The 17,979-nt window shown below is 37.1% G+C and carries 14 protein-coding genes; 6 read left to right on the top strand and 8 right to left on the bottom strand.

Annotated elements, in window-relative coordinates; translation table 11 throughout:
• Positions 1–14: 14 nt before the first annotated feature.
• The 5 genes from phnX to NYE73_RS04195 are packed head-to-tail and all read right to left on the bottom strand — an operon-like array spanning position 15 to position 5,290.
• Positions 15–827: a phosphonoacetaldehyde hydrolase gene (gene phnX / locus NYE73_RS04215; RefSeq protein ID WP_259951004.1), complete on the bottom strand. Its 813-nt coding sequence runs from the start codon at positions 825–827 to the stop codon at positions 15–17.
• A complete protein-coding gene (gene phnW / locus NYE73_RS04210) occupies positions 817–1,917 on the bottom strand; it encodes a 2-aminoethylphosphonate--pyruvate transaminase (RefSeq protein WP_048391949.1) in 1,101 nt (366 codons plus the stop codon). The genes phnX and phnW overlap by 11 nt, the downstream gene beginning before the upstream one ends.
• Positions 1,918–1,930: 13 nt before the next feature.
• Positions 1,931–2,917 (bottom strand): extracellular solute-binding protein, encoded by a 987-nt coding sequence (locus NYE73_RS04205; protein WP_131521663.1) that lies wholly within the window; start codon positions 2,915–2,917, stop codon positions 1,931–1,933.
• Positions 2,914–4,545: an ABC transporter permease subunit gene (locus NYE73_RS04200; protein WP_048391951.1), complete on the bottom strand. Its 1,632-nt coding sequence runs from the start codon at positions 4,543–4,545 to the stop codon at positions 2,914–2,916. Before NYE73_RS04200 ends, NYE73_RS04205 begins: the two co-directional genes overlap by 4 nt.
• Positions 4,538–5,290 carry an ABC transporter ATP-binding protein gene (locus tag NYE73_RS04195; protein WP_112117444.1) on the bottom strand — a complete coding sequence of 251 codons (753 nt, stop codon included), beginning with the start codon at positions 5,288–5,290 and terminating at the stop codon, positions 4,538–4,540. The genes NYE73_RS04200 and NYE73_RS04195 overlap by 8 nt, the downstream gene beginning before the upstream one ends.
• A 152-nt stretch (positions 5,291–5,442) precedes the next feature.
• Here NYE73_RS04195 and NYE73_RS04190 point away from each other — a divergent pair, with 152 nt between their 5' ends.
• Positions 5,443–6,198, top strand: coding sequence for a DeoR/GlpR family DNA-binding transcription regulator (locus NYE73_RS04190; protein WP_375543420.1), 756 nt, complete (start codon positions 5,443–5,445; stop codon positions 6,196–6,198).
• 58 nt (positions 6,199–6,256) lie between these two features.
• Here NYE73_RS04190 and NYE73_RS04185 read toward each other — a convergent pair whose 3' ends face one another.
• Positions 6,257–7,027 carry a Cof-type HAD-IIB family hydrolase gene (locus tag NYE73_RS04185; RefSeq protein ID WP_054549831.1) on the bottom strand — a complete coding sequence of 257 codons (771 nt, stop codon included), beginning with the start codon at positions 7,025–7,027 and terminating at the stop codon, positions 6,257–6,259.
• Between the two features lie 436 nt (positions 7,028–7,463).
• On the opposite strand from NYE73_RS04185, the gene NYE73_RS04180 reads away from it, so the two are divergent.
• The 4 genes from NYE73_RS04180 (at position 7,464) to NYE73_RS04165 (ending at position 12,192) form a co-directional block, all read left to right on the top strand.
• On the top strand, positions 7,464–7,673 hold the full coding sequence (locus NYE73_RS04180) for a DNA-dependent RNA polymerase subunit epsilon (RefSeq protein ID WP_259951006.1): 210 nt from the start codon (positions 7,464–7,466) through the stop codon (positions 7,671–7,673).
• 5 nt (positions 7,674–7,678) lie between these two features.
• Positions 7,679–9,346: a ribonuclease J1 gene (rnjA, locus tag NYE73_RS04175; RefSeq protein ID WP_004224711.1), complete on the top strand. Its 1,668-nt coding sequence runs from the start codon at positions 7,679–7,681 to the stop codon at positions 9,344–9,346.
• Between the two features lie 302 nt (positions 9,347–9,648).
• Positions 9,649–10,998 (top strand): IS1182 family transposase, encoded by a 1,350-nt coding sequence (locus tag NYE73_RS04170; protein ID WP_279494186.1) that lies wholly within the window; start codon positions 9,649–9,651, stop codon positions 10,996–10,998.
• A 405-nt stretch (positions 10,999–11,403) separates the two neighbouring features.
• A complete protein-coding gene (locus NYE73_RS04165; protein WP_054549830.1) occupies positions 11,404–12,192 on the top strand; it encodes a protein kinase domain-containing protein in 789 nt (262 codons plus the stop codon).
• Between the two features lie 46 nt (positions 12,193–12,238).
• Here NYE73_RS04165 and NYE73_RS04160 read toward each other — a convergent pair whose 3' ends face one another.
• Positions 12,239–13,072, bottom strand: coding sequence for a TetR/AcrR family transcriptional regulator (locus NYE73_RS04160; RefSeq protein ID WP_259951186.1), 834 nt, complete (start codon positions 13,070–13,072; stop codon positions 12,239–12,241).
• Positions 13,073–13,171: 99 nt separating this feature from the next.
• Between NYE73_RS04160 and NYE73_RS04155 the strand changes: the two genes are divergently transcribed.
• Entirely contained in the window at positions 13,172–16,261 is a 3,090-nt protein-coding gene (locus NYE73_RS04155; RefSeq protein WP_259951185.1) for an efflux RND transporter permease subunit, read from the top strand.
• 61 nt (positions 16,262–16,322) lie between these two features.
• Here the strand turns inward: NYE73_RS04155 and NYE73_RS04150 are convergent, their stop codons facing one another.
• Positions 16,323–17,891 (bottom strand): glycoside hydrolase family 10 protein, encoded by a 1,569-nt coding sequence (locus NYE73_RS04150; protein ID WP_259951183.1) that lies wholly within the window; start codon positions 17,889–17,891, stop codon positions 16,323–16,325.
• Positions 17,892–17,979: the final 88 nt, after the last annotated feature.

Below are 17,979 nucleotides of genomic sequence, written 5' to 3'. Positions count from 1 at the left end.
GCCGAGGTTAATTATTATTTACATTCTAATTGTCTATCCATATTTAACCGAGCATTGATCGTTTCAATTAATGCTGGCAACTCCTCCATTGTTTCTATTGTATAATGAGCGCCAGATTCTTCAAAAACACATTTTGTTTTCTCTATGATTTGTTGCTGTTCTTCTGAAGACAGGGCATTGAATTCTTCTTCGGATAGTCCCATTTCTGAGCTTCCAATAATAACGCCAACAGCCCAAACACCTGCATTCAAGGCTTCCTTTATATCTGATGTTGTATCGCCAACCTTCACAACTTGCTTCGTCGCTTGCGAACCTAATACCTCCATATTTTTAAAAATCATATATGGATATGGTCGCCCTTTATCACCAACCTGTGTTGGTGTTACAAGAAAATCAGGTTGATAGCCCTTGTCAGCAGCATGCTTTGTCACTACTTCCATCATTGCATCTGTATAGCCAGTTGTAGAGCCTATTCGAATACCTGCATCTCTTAATTGCTGTACTGTTGTTTTCACGTGCTGGATAGGATCTGTATAGGTCGCCAAAGACTCCATTAATTTTGTTTCAAAATGATTATACAATACATGTACATCCTTTTCAGTAAAGGATTGTCCATGTACACGATGCCATTCTGCTTTAATTCTTGGCATTTCTAGCATGGTGCGTATATGATCAATTTTCAGCATCCCCATTGGTTTACGAGCCTCTTCCAGTGTAACTATTACACCAGCATCTTCAAAAATTGTTAAAAAAACATTAACAGGAGCAAAACAACCAAAGTCAACTGCAGTGCCTGCCCAGTCCAAAATAACCGTCTCAATTTTCATTGTTTTTCACCACCATATAATTTTCAATGATTTCACATAATGCAAGAATATCTTCCTCATGAATATCACCAATATTGCCAATACGGAATGTATCGACATCCGTCAGCTTACCTGGATAGATAACGAAACCTGCATTTTTTATTTCCTGATAAAAATGCTCAAAAGAAAACTCTTTATACGGGAATAAAAATGTTGTGATAATTGGTGATTGAAGCTCCTCCGAAATATACGCTTTAAATCCCAGCACCGACAAGCGAGAGCGAAGTAGTTGATTATTATACGCATAGCGTTTGTAGCGGGCATGAATTCCGCCTTCTTCATTCAACTCTTCAAGCGCCTTCGCAAAAGCTGCCACTACATGTGTAGGCGATGTGAAACGCCATTTCCCATCTTGCTTCATTACTTCCCACTGACTATGCAAATCTAATGCAACACTTCGAGCTTGTCCCTTACATTTTTCCAGTGCTCTTGTATTCGCGATAACAAAACCAAAGCCTGGGACACCCTGAATACATTTATTGGCACTACTAATACAAAAATCAATATGCAAGCTTGATAAATCCATTGGTACGCCTCCAAAGCTACTCATGGCATCCACAATAAACGTTTTGTTGAACGAATGAACAACTTCCCCAATTTCTTTAATAGGATTTAAAATACCAGTAGTCGTCTCACAATGTACGAGAGCTACATGAGTAATACTCCTATCTCTTTCAAGGAAGGATTGAACTTCTAACAAGGAGGGCTGTTCATCATAAGGAGCACTATAAACAACATGCTGTAACTTTAAGGCTTTGGCCATTTCAACAATTCTTTCACCATAAGCACCATTTGTTAGTATCAGCACCTTATCATTTTCACCAATTGCTGTTGTTAGTACAGACTCTACTACAAAGCTTCCACTTCCTTGCATTAGTACCGTAGTGTAATCAGCTTCATCAACTTTTGCTAATTTTAAGAGTTGCTTACGAATCACTTGTGTCACATTTTTATAATCGTCATCCCATGTACAACGATCTTTTAACATTTCTCGTTTCACTGCTTCAGTTGTTGTCAATGGACCTGGCGTCAATAATTTATAGTTACTCATCTGCTATAACTCCTTATCGCTGTGCTTCTTTAAAGAAGGCTTGGTGTTTTTCTAATAAATCTACGGTTAAGGTAGTATCCCATTTTTTCAAATAGGTAGGAACGTGCTCGTCCTTTACTTGTTCTCCTTCATATAGAGCTACAGGATATTGCTCTAGAAGACCATCACGAGCCTCTGTTGCAATTACCTTTGCAATTTCTTTTGCTAATGCTTCCTCACCTTCTTTATCTACAACAGCTACAGATTCCGTTAAAGTGAAATTTCCTTCTGTCGGGTCAATATAATCAATCGGTAACCCTTCGTTTTTGGCATCAATAGCTTGGATACGTAAACCAAAGCCTGCAGCAACTTCTCCTGTTTTCACCTTTTTAATAGGGCCAGAGCCTGAACTTTCAATATGTGGTCCTGCATTTTTAATTAACTCTGCTAGAACTTTTTTCCCTTCCTCTTCACCATATTCCTTTATAATAGCTTGTACTAGAAGCCACCCTGTTGAGGAGTCCATAATGTTTGGGAATGACACTAAATCCTTATAAGCAGGGTCTGTCAAATCTTTAATGGATTTCGGAATAGATAGCCCCTTTTGTTGTAATACCTCTGTATTAATAAAGATAGAGCCTACATTGCCTAAAATCGGTAATGCATACGTAACACTCCCATCAAGAGGCTTTAAGTCTGAGGAAATATCCACAAACATGGATTTTGAGGTTTGTGCACTTTCTATAAAATAAGAAGCCATTGTTACAACATCTGCTTCAATATCTGTCCCTTCCGCCATCATTTTGCCACCTAACTCAGAAGTACCAAACGACTGGATTAAATACTTACCTTTATAGCCTTTATCATCTAATGTAGTTTCCATCACTTCAATAGCTTCATCATCAGCATTTGAATAAATGATGACTTGCTCTTTGGAATCTGCTGCTACTCCTCCACATGCAGCTAAAACGACTGCTGCTGCACTTACTGTCCCTAACATCATGCCTGTTGACTTCTTCATTTTGTAATCTCCTCCGTTTTTTCTTTATGTGCTGCTATATAATCACAACCTAATTTCACAATGAGGTTTGTACATAAAATGAATATCGATAAAACAAAAATATCGGTGTACTTTGCGAAATGCTGTAGCTCTTTTATCCTTGTCGATACAAGCATTGTCTTTGTGCTGACAAGAAAAATAACACCGCTGACTGTAACCATCGCATTTAAAAAATAGTAGCTAAACATTTGATAAATCGTTGGCCTAATATTCGGTAAAATAATTCGTATCACGGTTTTTAACCACGAATCCTTTAACAGCTCAGCTGTCACTTCCCACGTAGGATCCATTTTTTGCAATGAATTTTTCGCCATTAAATAAGGTGTCGTAAAAAAATGCACGATATTACATGCGATAACGATAAGAAAAGTACCCTTTAAAGAACTTCCATTAAAGAAAAATAAGTAGGATAATCCAAGTACCATACCTGGAACTGTATTTGTCATCATAGAAGTTACATCTAAGCTTTTTCTTCCCTTTAATGGTGTCCTTGTATTAAGAAGCGCCGACATAAATGTTATGCCCACACCTAATATTGCTGTTAGAACCGCTACGATGAGAGAATTGATGTAAACCTTTGTTAAATCTTTCTCTGCGAGTACATTTTGAACATGCTCTAATGTAAAGCTGAAATCGTACGGATAGCCTTTGGTAAAAGGCACAATAAACATGGTTAAAAAAATAATACATACAGCTGTTACACAGAGAATTGAATAAATTGTAAATAGCGTGTCTCGTAAACGATGCTTTACAAGTTCACTTTGCCCAACCTGTTTATATTGAAAATTGAAGCGCTCTAAAATCGTTAGCATGACAACACCTAATACAGCAGGTACTAGCATTAACACTGAAATGACTGCTCCACGTTCAAAATGCACAATGGAACCTAACATAGCTTGGTAGAGTTCAGTAGCTATTACCCTGTAATTGCCACCAACCGATGCAGGGATTCCAAAGTCAGTGAAGCTTAAAACAAATGTTAAAATAAATGCCCCGCCAATTGTCCCAACCATAGGACGGTATACGGTATGATAAAAACGACGCATTGGCTGATCATGCATTAATATTGAAACAAGTAAAAAACGTTTATCGATATATTGCATGGAGTTTTGCATTAATATAAAGGCAACTGGTAATGTGTATAAGACGTAACCGATCACCAAGCCGTTATACCCATAGATTGTAAAAAGAGGCTGCCCCACTAATTTTGTTAGAATTCCTTGATTCCCAAATGTATAAATCAATACAAAGCCATAGGTGATGGTTGGCAGTAGCATCGGCAAGGTAATTCCAATTTGAACTAGCTTTTTTGTATGGCGATGCATCGTAGTAAAATGAACAGCATAGGCCAACCAAAAGGCTAAAATGGTTGTAATCACTGATGCTACAAAAGAAACTTTAAAACTATTCGTAAAAGCTTCACGAATTTCGATATTCCGTAAAGCTTCTATATAATTTTGAGTGGTAACGACATTGCCTATTTTGAATGACTGCCAAAACATATAAAGCAATGGCACAATTAAAAAGAATAGAAAAAATAGTAGAATCGGTAGAAAAATTAATTTCATTATTTTATTCGTTTTAAGCATATGTTTCTCCAAACAATTGATAGATGTTATGTCGCTTAATATGAAGCTGCCTTAAGATAAAATCTTCTACAAATTTATTTTTTGGCGCTGTAACAATTTCATGAGGTGTGCCAAATTGAGCAACTGTACCTTCATTAATAATGATGACTTTATCCGATAAGGTAAGGGCTTCTTCCGGATCATGTGTCACGATAATCGTCGTCAAATTAAATTCACGGGCGATGGATTTAATACGTTCCTTTATAGATTCCTTTATAACGCCATCTAGTGCACTTAGTGGTTCGTCTAATAATAGAATTTTAGGTTGCATCACGAGTGTTCTTGCAATGGAAACGCGTTGTTTTTGCCCACCAGACAATTCATGAATCTTCTTATGCAAATGAGGAGCTAGCTCTAAAAAATCAATGTATTCTTGTATCTCCTCTTTGGACATTTTCACGTTTTTATTTTTTAATCCATAAATGATATTGTCGTATGCATTTAAATGAGGAAATAACGCAAAATCCTGAAACACTATATTAAATCCTCTTTCTTGCATTGATTGCTTGGAAATATCTTGTCCATTGTAGACAAGCTGACCAGCAGTGGGATCTACAAGTCCTAAAATGATATTAAGCAAAGTAGTTTTACCGCAGCCACTCGGTCCTAGCAAAGAAATAATCTCACCTGATTCGACGGTTACATTGATATCTACTAAAACTTTTTTATTTTTATAGCTTTTTGAGATATTTTTTAGCTCTAACAAATTGGGTCACCTCACTCAGTTCTTAGCTTCAGTATAGAGACTATTTGTAAAGGAAAATGCTTATTTGTGTAAATGTTGAGTAAATTCTGACCAACTGTTGACAAAGTTATGGTTATTTTGAGTAAATATCTAGTAGAGGTGATGAAATGTATATGATAGAAAGGCAACACCAAATTTTGCAGTTTATACGTCAACATAAGGTAGTAAAATTAGTAACACTTACAAAAGAGTTTAACGTTTCAATGGAAACGATCCGTCGTGATGTCCAACAGTTGATGCAAGACAAAAAAATTGAAAAATTTTATGGGGGCGTTAAATATATTGAGCCAGTAGAAGGACTAATTGATCACCGACTTCACGAACAGTTAACAGAGAAAATCGCCATTGCCAAAGCATGTGCTTTGCTCGTTCAAGATGGGGAATGTATTTTTATTGATAGTGGAACAACCACCTATCAAATGACACCATTTTTATTGGACAAGGAAAAACTAACAGTGGTGACAAATTCACTACCTGTAGCATTTGATCTAATCGGCTCTAACATTGAGGTTATACTGCTTGGGGGTAAAGTACGCGATTCTGAAAAATCAGTGACATCAAATGAATTTTTATTTCGCTTCGAGCATCTTAATATCAATAAAGCTTTTATTTGCGCTAGTGGCGTTTCAATTGAAAAAGGCATATCTGATTTTAGCTTGGATGAAGCGATTACTAGAAAGCAAATTATTTCCATCTCTCAAAAAGTCTACGTAGCTACAGATTCCTCAAAATTTAATAAAGATGTAGCGATTCAAGTTTGTCCAGTGGATGACGTAGATGTCATTATCACAGATGACGCACTATCCAAAAAGACGATTCAACATTTTTCGGAAAAAGGTGTTCAAATAAAAACCGTCAATATGGCATAGACTATTAATCAATAAAAAACAACTAGTTGTAAATTTCACAACTAGTTGTTTTTCATTTTTATATAATGGAGAGCTTACGCATTATTTTTGAGAGACCATCCTCGTCTACATGGTCTGCAATATGATGAGCGACTGCCTTCACTCGCTCATGGCCATTTCCCATAGCAACACTTGTCCCAACTGCCTGTAGCATCTCAATATCATTTATGCCATCGCCAAAAGCAAAGGCATCTTGTAAAGTGATGCCCATTTTTTCAAGCACCTTTTCAATACCAGCAGCCTTCGAACCTCCCTTTGGCAAAATATCACAAGAATAACGATGCCAACGTACAAATTGAACATTTGGGAATGTTTCATTATATAAAGGTTCATCTTTTTCTTCCATAAAAATAAGTGTTTGATATACATTGTTCTGCATATAATAAGATGAGTCTAATTCTGGATACGGATATTTAAGAGTATCTAAGCTTTCAGCTACCATACGATGATCGCCAACTGAGGCAATCATCCGTTTATCATCTAAAAACACTACCGGTTCGTTACGCGCCTCACCAAAGGCAATAATTTTAGCTAGTTCATCTTTCGCAATCCCATTTGTATAGACAACCTCACCTTTATAGACAACATATTGACCATTGAAGGTAACATACGTATCGATCTCTAATTCTTCTAGCAATGACTCAATCATAAATGGTGCTCGACCAGTAGCAATCGCCAATTCATAACCATTACGTCGTGCTGTCAAAAGTGCCTCTTTTGCAGATGAAGGTAACTTTTTTTCACTGTTATAGAGAGTACCATCGACATCAAAAAATAAAATTTTGTTCATTCTATTAACCCTTTCCATAAATATTATCCTTTCAAGCTAAATGACTTTACATAGACAATAATTTTAATTATAATGATCCTAAGGAGTGATGTGCCATGCTGAAGAAACTCAAACGAAAATTATTGAAGCAACTTCGCGGCGTACTCGGAAAAAAATCAATTGCCTAACATTTGCCCTTCATTATTTGAAGGGCTTTTCTTTATTTTAGAGGAAGTGCGTGATAATATAAAGGAAATGCATTTATTTGGCTATACGCAACCACTGTCTCACTACTTCCTATACAATTTTATAACATAGTGCACATCTGAAGCATTGAGATACAAGTATTACAAACGTACATTTCTTCAATAAAAGAAATTCGTTGTTTTCTTGTAGCACGTGTGTGGTAGTAGTCAAAGGTGCAAGAAAATTGTACGCAATTAAAGGAGAGCAAACTATGATTTACAAAGTTTATTATCAAGAAAATGCAAATGAGATTCCAGTTCGCGAAAATACTAAAAGTCTATACCTAGAAGCTACTTCAGAACGTGAAGTACGTGAAAAGCTAAAAGACCGAAACTATAACATCGAGTTCATTCAACTGCTTGAGGGTAAATACTTAGAGTACGAACAAGCAAGCCCGAACTTCGTCTTGGAGGAAATTTAACAAACATGAAGTTTGTTAAAAATGACCAAGCAGCTGTTTTCGCGCTCGGCGGACTGGGCGAAATCGGCAAAAACACTTATGGCGTTCAATTTCAAGATGAAATTATCTTAATTGACGCCGGTATAAAATTTCCAGAAGACGACTTACTCGGCATTGACTATGTTATTCCTGATTACACGTACTTAGTACGTAATGTCGATAAAATCAAAGGACTGTTTATTACCCATGGGCATGAGGATCATATTGGGGGTATTCCATACCTTTTACGTCAAGTAAATATCCCTGTCTATGGCGGTAAGCTTGCACTTGGCTTATTACGTAATAAATTAGAAGAACATGGCTTGCTACGTACAACAAAACTCATTGAAATTAAAGAAGAGGATGTTATTAAATTCAGAAAAACATCTGTTAGCTTCTTTAGAACAACACATAGTATTCCTGATGCTTATGGAATTGTTGTTAAAACACCACCTGGTAATATCGTTCACACAGGTGACTTTAAATTTGACTTTACACCAGTGGGTGAACCAGCCAACCTAACAAAGATGGCTGAAATCGGACGTGATGGCGTGCTTTGCTTACTATCTGATAGTACTAACGCTGAAAAGCCTAATTTCACAATGTCAGAGCGCACAGTTGGAAAAAGTATCGACGAGATTTTCCGTAAGGTGGATAGCCGTATTATTTTTGCTACCTTTGCATCAAATATTCACCGTTTACAGCAAGCCACAGACGCAGCCGTAAAATACGGAAGAAAGATTGCTGTCTTTGGTCGCTCAATGGACAATGCTATTACGATTGGTCGTGAGCTAGGTTACATTACTGCTCCAAAGGATACATTTATTGATGCTCAAAGCATCAATCGACTTCCTGCAAACGAAGTGATGATTTTATGTACAGGCTCTCAAGGTGAACCAATGGCTGCCTTGTCACGTATTGCCAACGGGACACATCGTCAGATTCAAATACAGCCTGGCGATACAGTTATCTTTTCTTCTTCACCAGTACCAGGTAATACCGTGAGTGTTAATAAAATCATTAATTTATTGTTCCGTGCAGGTGCAGAAGTCATTCATGGTGCATTAAACAATATTCATACATCTGGTCACGGATCTCAAGAAGAACAAAAACTGATGCTTCGTTTAATGAAGCCTAAGTTCTTTATGCCTATCCATGGTGAATTCCGTATGTTAAAAATGCATACACACCTAGCTGAAGATTGCGATGTTCCACTAGACAATACATTTGTTATGGAAAATGGTGATGTTCTAGCACTAAGTGCCAATGAAGCACATGTAGCTGGGCGTATTCCTTCAGGAGATGTTTACATTGATGGCAATGGTATTGGCGATATCGGTAATATCGTGTTACGTGATCGCCGTATTCTTTCTGAAGAAGGTCTAGTAATTGTAGTTGTAAGTGTTGATATGGAAAACCAAAAAATTGTTTCTGGCCCTGACATCATCTCACGTGGATTTGTCTATATGCGTGAATCAGGTACGATGATCAATGAGGCACAAAAAATGCTAAACCGTCATCTGAATGAAACAATTCAAAGCAAGACTCCTCAATGGACAGAATTGAAGAATGAAATTACAGACGTTTTGGGACCTTATCTATTCGAAAAAACAAAACGTCGTCCAATGATCTTACCGATTATTATGGAGGTTTAACCTCGTAAAAAGAAACTATGTAAAATTTACATAGTTTCAGACTGTAGACAAACTCAATGAATTTTGAGTTTGCCTACAGTCTTTTTTCTTTTACAATAAAATAAAGTAAAGCCGTTGATTTCCACTACGGGCGGACGCTTTCCGCGGGCGGGGTCGAGCTGCTTCCCTCGCTTCGCTCAGTCCAGGATCTCGACTTTCCCGCTTTTCCCGCAGGAGTCGCCACCCTTCGTTCCAATCAACTTCTACATAAATAATTCCTTATTCATCTATTGATAAAAAGTACACTTTCGAGGTGATCAACCATGATGACGAAAAATCAAATCAATGAACGTGAACAATTAGAAATGCTAACGATTGATCAATTAGTTCCCCAAGATCATTTAGTACGAAAACTAGAGGCGGCTATTGATTTTTCATTTATCTATCCTTTAGTAGAAAACCTCTACTCTGCCAAAGGACGCCCTAGTATTGATCCTGTTGTTCTCTTTAAAATGACGTTTATTCAGTACGTTTTTGGTATACGGTCCATGCGTCAAACCATCAAAGAAATTGAAACGAATATGGCGTATCGTTGGTTTTTAGGATTTGGCTTCCAGACAGAAGTCCCGCATTTCTCTACCTTCGGTAAAAATTATGTCCGTCGCTTTCAAGACACTGATATATTTGAGCAGATATTCTATCGTATATTAAAAGAGATTATGCATCAAGGACTCCTCCATGCAGACCATTTATTTATCGATTCTACGCATGTGAAAGCGAGTGCGAATAAACGAAAGTATGATAAAAAAGTTGTGCGAAAAGAAACACGGGCTTATGAAGAGAAACTTCAATTAGAGTTAAATATTGATCGTGAGGAACACGGAAAAAAGCCCTTTTCCCCGGAGAAATTTGAAAAAGAAGAATGGAAAGAAATAAAGGAAAGCACGACAGATCCTGAAAGTGGATATTACGTGAAGGATGAACGTACGAAACAGTTTGCGTATTCTTTTCATGCAGCGACAGATGAAAAGGGCTTTGTCTTAGGTGCCATTGTGACTCCGGGAAATGTGCACGATAGCCATGTATTGCAGCCACTTGTTGAAAGAGTCATTCAAAACGTTCAAAAACCAATCGCTGTTGCGGCAGATGCAGCCTATAAAACACCAGCGATTACGAACTTTTTATTAGAGAATCAAATGTTGCCTGTTCTTCCGTATACACGACCTAAAACAAAAGATGGATTCTTCCGAAAGCATGAGTATATATATGACGAGCATTATAATTGTTATCTTTGCCCACAAGGGCAGATATTGAAGTATGCAACTACGACGAAAGAAGGATATCGGCAATATAAATCGAATCCTTTGATTTGTGCGAAGTGTCCAAGCCTTTCCCAATGTACAGAAAGTAAGCATCATCAAAAACTCATTCAACGCCATATCTGGGAGTCGTATGTGGAGGAAGCTGAACATTTACGCCATTCCTATGACATCAAACAAATTTATGCAAAGCGCAAAGAAACGATTGAGCGTGTCTTTGCCGATGCAAAAGAAAAGCATGGTATGCGATGGACAACCTTAAGAGGTCTGAAAAAATTGTCCATGCAGGCGATGCTTACTTTTGCTGCCATGAATTTAAAGAAACTGGCTACTTGGACGTGGCAGGCAGCTTAAGAAGGTATCTATGCTCGAAGAGTATGTTGAATTTGGTAGTATATTACCAAATGTTAAAGATAAAATAGGAAGAAAAATGACAAAAGCCCATCGAAAGTGAACTTCTCGATGGGCTTTTGTCTACAGTCTGAAACTATGTAAAATTTACATAGTTTCTTTTTTATTTTTGAAACCTCCTTTTTATTTTTGCGTATATAGTAATAACAACATCAAAAGGAGCGTTTTTATGCTAGATAAAATTCTTCATTCCATACTCAATAGTAAATCCAAACGCCATTATTCTTCATCAAGTAGCCGTAGTAGATATTCAAAGCGACATAATTATTATGGTCACAAGCATTATAAGCGTGGCTCTCGTAAAAGCTCACGCAGTTTTTTCAGCTCTATGAGTTTCTTTAGTAGCTAATGTGGTGGAAACGAATATCCGAAAAAAGTTTTGACCAGGCTGTAGAACTTTACATAGCCGAACATCCCGATTTTTCTTTTAAAAAATTCCTTGGCTATGGCTCATATGGTCGTACGTATTTAATTGAAGATTGCTCGTCAGCAAGTCTATTTGTTTTAAAATGCTTGCGACCCAAACATCGTCACCACCAGAAAACCATTCATAAATTTCAACAAGAAATTCACATACTCCAGCAACTTTCACTACCCTATGTTCCTACCATCCATTCAGCAGGAACAATTTCAGACAGCCCCTTTTTTATCATGGACTATGTCAATGGGCAAACTTTTGAGGAGCTTATTTTTCAGAATGGTGCCAAATTTACAATTGCTCAATCCCTTGCTATTACAAAGCAATTATTAGAGCAAATTGTACAGTTACACAATTATGGTATTGTACATCGCGATTTACGGATTCCGAATATATTGTTAGTAGGTCAGCAATTGCATATTATTGACTTTGGTCTAGCTACCACTTATCAAAAGCTAATCGATATCTCTACGATTGAAAATCCAAAACGTGCCGAAAATCATATTAGTGATCTTTATTTTGTCGGCCATTTTTTATTATTTTTACTATACTCAGACTACAAGCCAAGCAAGAAAAAAGAGAAAGCTTGGCAGCAGGAATTAAAATTACCAATCGAAGTCCAAGATTTTCTTGAGCGCCTATTATGGATTCAAGAACCCTTTGCAAGTGCGTTAGAGGCCTTGCAATCTATGCCTCCATCCATAGATAAAAACCATTAAAAATAGAATTGTTCACCGCCAAACGTGAACAATTCTATCCTAGAGTTCAAATCTTAAAGTATTTTGCAGTTACATATGCAATCCAATGATACGCTGGGTCTAAACGTAGATTTTCAATTAGCCCCTTAATGATTGCTTTACCATAAGTAGGATTTTCTATTTCTTGCTTTAACAACTCAATGGATTCTTTTTCTATAGAATCCTCAGTATGATTTATATTTTGCTCCAATAATTGTAGTAAAGCATCTTTTGACACGTCTTCCTCACACGGCTTTGCAATAAACGGCACAAGATCTGCTGTAATAAATGGAATGGTTGTATGATGGGCAATAATATCTGTCTTTTCTGCTAAAGATTTAGCTAATTGCTCTAAATCAAGTGGCATATCTGAAAAAATAAAAAGCTCAGCATAGCTCTTCATAAATCCTTTTATGCAGTACATTACATCATATTTCATTTCTTTTAATTGATCCTGATAAAGCTGCTCAAGCATATAGAGAATTGATTTCGACATTTCTGCTTCATACGCTGTTATTTTATGAAATAGCTCTTTTTTTGTTAAAAAGACCTTTTCATTAAAGAATACACGTGCAGATGCAGAATGGTCTTTGAATGCTTGAAAAATACTTTTATAAAATTCAACCAAAACAGTTTCTTTGCTATACGTTCCTCTGACTACTTGGTCAACATCTGTAATAAACTGCTGTAAATAGTAATCAACCATAGATATAACAAGCTCATCTTTGGTTTTGAAGGATAAATAAAATGCACCTTTAGAAATCCCACAGCGTTCTGTAATTTGTTGTACTGACGTAGCTTCAAAACCCTGTTCAGAAAACAGTTCTAACGCTTTCTCCATAATTAATTGCTTTTTTAACATATTTTTAACTCTCTCCTAATGCATTTCGTTGACAAATGACCGATTAGTCATTAGTATAAATAATTGAATTTAGATAGTCAATAAAGGGTAGGTGTGAAGGTGAAAGGTTTAGTTAATTTCGTATTAAAGAACAAATTGGCAGTGTGGTTATTAACAATTATCATCACTGTCTCTGGTATTTATTCGGGTACAAGGATGAAAATGGAATCGATACCTGATATTTCGATCCCGTATTTAATTGTCATGGGCGTATATCCTGGCGCAACGCCTGAACAAGTCATGAATGAACTTTCCATTCCGTTCGAAAAATCCATAGAAAGTTTAGAAGATGTGAAGGCTGTTTACTCAACTTCCTCTTCCAACGTAGCACAAGTTCAAGTGGAATACGACTATGGAATTGATATGGATGAGAAAAAACGTCAATTAGAAGCAACTTTAGATAATCTTAAACTACCTGAAGGTGCTCAAGAGCCTACTATTATGGCAATCAGCATGAACATGATGCCCGTAGTCGCTTTATCTGTAAGTAGCTCTAAGGAAGATATTGTTGATTTAACTTCAACAGTAGAAGAAGTTTTACTGCCTAAAATCGAAAAGATTGATGGTGTTGCATCTGCTACCATCACAGGTCAGCATATTGAACAAGTATCGTTTAAATACGATGAAGAAAAAATGGCAGCACTTGGTTTAACAGAGGAAACTGTTAAACAAATGATTCAGGCAAGTGATATGTCACTGTCACTTGGTTTATATCAATTTACTGTCGGGGAACAAGCCGTTTCAGTAGATGGTAAGGTAAAATCAGTGGATGAACTGAAAGACTTATTAATTCCAGTTACACCTTCAGCTACAAATCCTTCACCTTTCGTTCGTCTAGGTGATATTGCAAAAATTGAAGTAGAAGGTAAAGTGCAATCTGTTTCACGTACAAATGGTCAAGATGCCATTGCTATTCAAATCGTAAAAGGCCAAGATGCGAATACGGTAACAGTTGTTAATGCAGTAAAAGACCTTATGAAGGATGAGGAAAAACGATTAGACGGCTTAAACGTAGAGATCTCTCTTGACCAAGGTGCCCCAATTGAAGATTCTGTATTTACAATGATCGAAAAAGCAGTCTTTGGCGGCGCAATTGCCGTATTAATCATTTTACTATTCTTACGTGATTTCAAATCAACGATTATTTCAATTATTTCTATCCCAGTTTCTATCTTCATGGCATTACTCCTATTAAACTGGATGGATATTACATTAAACATCATGACCCTCGGCGCGATTACCGTCGCAATCGGTCGTGTTATCGATGACTCAATCGTAGTTGTAGAAAATATTTACCGACGAATTCACTTAAAACAAGAGAAACTTACAGGTCGTGCCCTAATTCGCGAAGCAACAATTGAAATGTTCAAACCAATTCTTTCTTCAACATTGGTAACGGTCGCTGTATTCGCTCCTCTTATTTTCGTAGGTGGTATGGTAGGCGAATTATTCATGCCATTTGCCCTTACAATGACATTTGCATTAGGTGCATCGTTATTAGTTGCGATCACAATCGTACCTGCTTTATCTCACTTCTTATTCCGTAAAAAGCTATACGGTGAGAAGACTGAAAGCCAACATAAAGAAGTTGGTAAGCTTGCTACCTGGTACAAAGGTGTCTTAGAAAAAGTATTAAATCACAAAATTATTACATCTGTCCTTGCGATTCTTTTACTTGTTGGTTCTCTTGCATTAACACCACTTATTGGTTTTAGTTTTATGGGCTCACAAGAAGAAAAAGTTATGTACTTAACGTATACGCCTGCAACGGGAGAGCTGGCTGACGAAACGGCAGCAAATGTTGAAAAAGTAGAAAAAGAATTAATGAAACGTAAAGATGTTGATATTTTACAAGTTTCCATTACAGATGCGAAGAATGTCGATCCATCAGCAATGATGATGGGTGGAGGTGCTGGCGGTGCCTTAATGTACCTTATCTTTGATCCGGATATGGAAGACTTCGCTAAAGCTCGTGATGAGGTTGAAGACTATGTATTTAACATCGGGCAATCAGGAGAATGGAAGTCTCAAAACTTCACTTCTATGTCGATGTCATCAAACGAAGTCAGCTATACACTGTATAGTGATGATTTAGATAAACTTCGAGATGCTGTGAAACAAGTAGAGGGTGCTCTAAAAGAAGTGGATGGCTTAGAAGATATTAAATCTGATAATGAAGATCCATACGTAGAGCATGTGCTAAAAGTTGAACAAAAAAATGTCCTTCAATACGGGTTAACGACAGCTCAAATCGTGATGGCATTAAATTCAAATACATCGCAAGAAGTATTAACTACCGTGAAAAACGATGGTAAAGATATCGATGTCATCGTTCAACGCGATGCTAAAGCAGCTGCGACTTCACTTGATGATGTCTTAGCCACTGAAATTAAAACAGCATTAGGTACAACAATGACTATCGGAGAATTAGTAGATGTTGAGGAAGGTACAACACTTAACTCATTATCTCGTTCAAAAGGTGAATATTTCGCAACAGTATCTGGTACGATTATCGGTGACGATATTTCAAAAGCCACTACTGCTGCTGATAAAAAAATTGATAAATTAGATTTACAAAAAGGTGTAACACTTGGTGTTGCTGGTGTTGCTGCAGATATGCAAGAAACATTCACTAAGCTTGGTATTGCGATGTTAGCAGCCATTGCCATTGTTTACTTCATTCTAGTGGTAACATTCGGAGAAGGTTTAGCTCCATTCGCTATTCTTTTCTCACTACCATTCGCAGTAATTGGTGCATTTATTGGTTTATTCGTTACAGGGCAGACTATTTCTGTATCTGTCATGATGGGTCTATTGATGTTGATTGGTATCGTCGTAACAAATGCCATCGTATTAGTTGACCGTATCATTCATATGGAACATGATGGTCTTGCCATGCGTGAAGCGATCCTTGAAGCAGGAGCAACACGTTTACGTCCTATCCTGATGACAGCCATCGCTACAATTGGAGCTATGATTCCAATGGCACTTGGTACTGGCGGTAGTGGGTTAATTTCCAAAGACTTAGCTATTACTGTAATTGGCGGTTTATTATCTTCTACCCTATTAACACTCGTTGTTGTACCAATTGTTTATGAAATGCTATCTAAAATGTTAAAGAAAAACCGTAAAGATATTGAAGAAAATTAATAAAAAAAAACAACCACTCATGCAATCTTTGCGTGAGTGGTTGTTTTTTATCCTAAGCTTTTTATTGATTTTCTATTACTACAAAAACTTCCTTGCTTTCCACACCTGTATTTGATACAGCCTTAATGCCGTATGTATAGCTATGCTTAGCAAGAGCTGACTTGTCCACAAATTTAGTGAATCCATCCATATTATAAACAACATCCACTATATTTCGAGGGTCATCATAAGAGCCTTCTTTGTTTCCTGTAAAACGATAAATGACATACTTGCGCGGTTGTGTTTCATTTTCGTCTATAATCTCTATCTTACGACCTGCCGCTTCCTTTGTCACTTGCACAAAAGTCGGCACGTTCGGCACTGTGTCATCATCCCAAGTTGTTTCTGGTGTCAGTGCTGTGTAATTATATAATTGTTGACTAACAATCGTTGCATAGCCTAGTTTATTGTTTTGAAAGCTTCTTAAGGAGAAATGCATTTGCCCCTCAGCCGCTACCTTTTCCGAACGATTCGCTAGTATTTGACTAGGTAGCTCCATTTTATTTTTCCATGCTGCATCACTATCATTGCCAACTTTGTAATCAGCAAGCCCAATGTATAGATGCACAGGGTGTGTTGTTGCGTAGGTTTGCACTTCATGGCTCCACCAATCTAACAGCGTTCCATATTTCGCAACAGATAATGTTCTTGACCAATAAATTTGTGGTGTAATGTAATCAATTGTGCCATTTTGAATCCATGTTCTGACGTCTGCATATAAATCATCGTAATTATTAACACCAGCCCTTGTATCGCTTCCTGTTTTATCTAGCGATTTATTGCGCCATACACCAAATGGTGAAATACCAAATTGGACATATGGCTTTGTGTCTTTAATGGCCGTGTAAAGATTTTCTACAAGACGGTTGACATTATCTCGTCGCCAATCCTCCACCTTTTTAAAGGAAGCACCATAGTTTTTAAAAGCTGCTTGATCTGGAAAAACTTCATTAGCAACTTTATATGGATAAAAATAATCATCCATATGCACTGCGTCAATATCATAATTAGCTACTAGCTCTCTTACTACTTCAACTAAAAAGTCTTGTACTTCTGGTAAACCAGGATTTAAATAATATTGCTTACCGTATTTGATAACCCAATTTGGATGTGTTCTAGCCACATTATCAGCAGCAAGGTCTGTTAGTTTTTGTCCAGACATCGTTACACGATAAGGATTCATCCATGCATGCAGCTCCATACCCCGTTTATGACTTTCCTCTATCATGATCGCAAGAGGATCGTAGCCTGGATTCGTGCCTTGCTTTTTGCCTGTTATGTAAGATGACCATGGCGCTAGATCAGAGGCATACATTGCATCATTTGTTGGTCTTACTTGATAAATAACAGTATTAAATTTATTGGCTTTTAGTTGATCCAAAGTTTGGCGTGTCCAAGCCGTGTACTGCTCCTTCGTCATACCTGCTTTCATATCAAGATTAAGAACGGTTGAAATCCAGACAGCCCTCATCTCCCTTTTTGGCTGTGTCGTGCTTGCCATGGCAGTCTTTGTAGGGATTGTCGATAGGCATAACACAAAAATCATCGCGACTAAAGTTAAGATCTTCCATTTACTATTTTTCTTTCTCATATTTCCTCCATTTGCTATTTTTCTATTTTAGTATATGACAAGTACTCGCTATATGCACGTCTCCGAAGCAACTTTATTGGAATCAATG

This window comes from Lysinibacillus sp. FSL K6-0102, from assembly GCF_038003545.1.
GTDB classification, from domain to species: domain Bacteria; phylum Bacillota; class Bacilli; order Bacillales_A; family Planococcaceae; genus Lysinibacillus; species Lysinibacillus capsici.
Note: the sequence above shows the minus strand (reverse complement) of the source record. Positions and strands in the feature narration are given on the sequence as shown.

Bases quoted from the DNA above. Each gene is read 5' to 3' on its own strand.
- phnX (WP_259951004.1), bottom strand. From the start codon at position 827: ATGAAAATTGAGACGGTTATTTTGGACTGGGCAGGCACTGCAGTTGAC.
- phnW (WP_048391949.1), bottom strand. From the start codon at position 1,917: ATGAGTAACTATAAATTATTGACGCCAGGTCCATTGACAACAACTGAA.
- NYE73_RS04205 (WP_131521663.1), bottom strand. From the start codon at position 2,917: ATGAAGAAGTCAACAGGCATGATGTTAGGGACAGTAAGTGCAGCAGCA.
- NYE73_RS04200 (WP_048391951.1), bottom strand. From the start codon at position 4,545: ATGCTTAAAACGAATAAAATAATGAAATTAATTTTTCTACCGATTCTA.
- NYE73_RS04190 (WP_375543420.1), top strand. From the start codon at position 5,443: ATGATAGAAAGGCAACACCAAATTTTGCAGTTTATACGTCAACATAAG.
- NYE73_RS04185 (WP_054549831.1), bottom strand. From the start codon at position 7,027: ATGAACAAAATTTTATTTTTTGATGTCGATGGTACTCTCTATAACAGT.
- NYE73_RS04180 (WP_259951006.1), top strand. From the start codon at position 7,464: ATGATTTACAAAGTTTATTATCAAGAAAATGCAAATGAGATTCCAGTT.
- rnjA (WP_004224711.1), top strand. From the start codon at position 7,679: ATGAAGTTTGTTAAAAATGACCAAGCAGCTGTTTTCGCGCTCGGCGGA.
- NYE73_RS04170 (WP_279494186.1), top strand. From the start codon at position 9,649: ATGATGACGAAAAATCAAATCAATGAACGTGAACAATTAGAAATGCTA.
- NYE73_RS04165 (WP_054549830.1), top strand. From the start codon at position 11,404: ATGTGGTGGAAACGAATATCCGAAAAAAGTTTTGACCAGGCTGTAGAA.
- NYE73_RS04160 (WP_259951186.1), bottom strand. From the start codon at position 13,072: ATGTTAAAAAAGCAATTAATTATGGAGAAAGCGTTAGAACTGTTTTCT.
- NYE73_RS04150 (WP_259951183.1), bottom strand. From the start codon at position 17,891: ATGAGAAAGAAAAATAGTAAATGGAAGATCTTAACTTTAGTCGCGATG.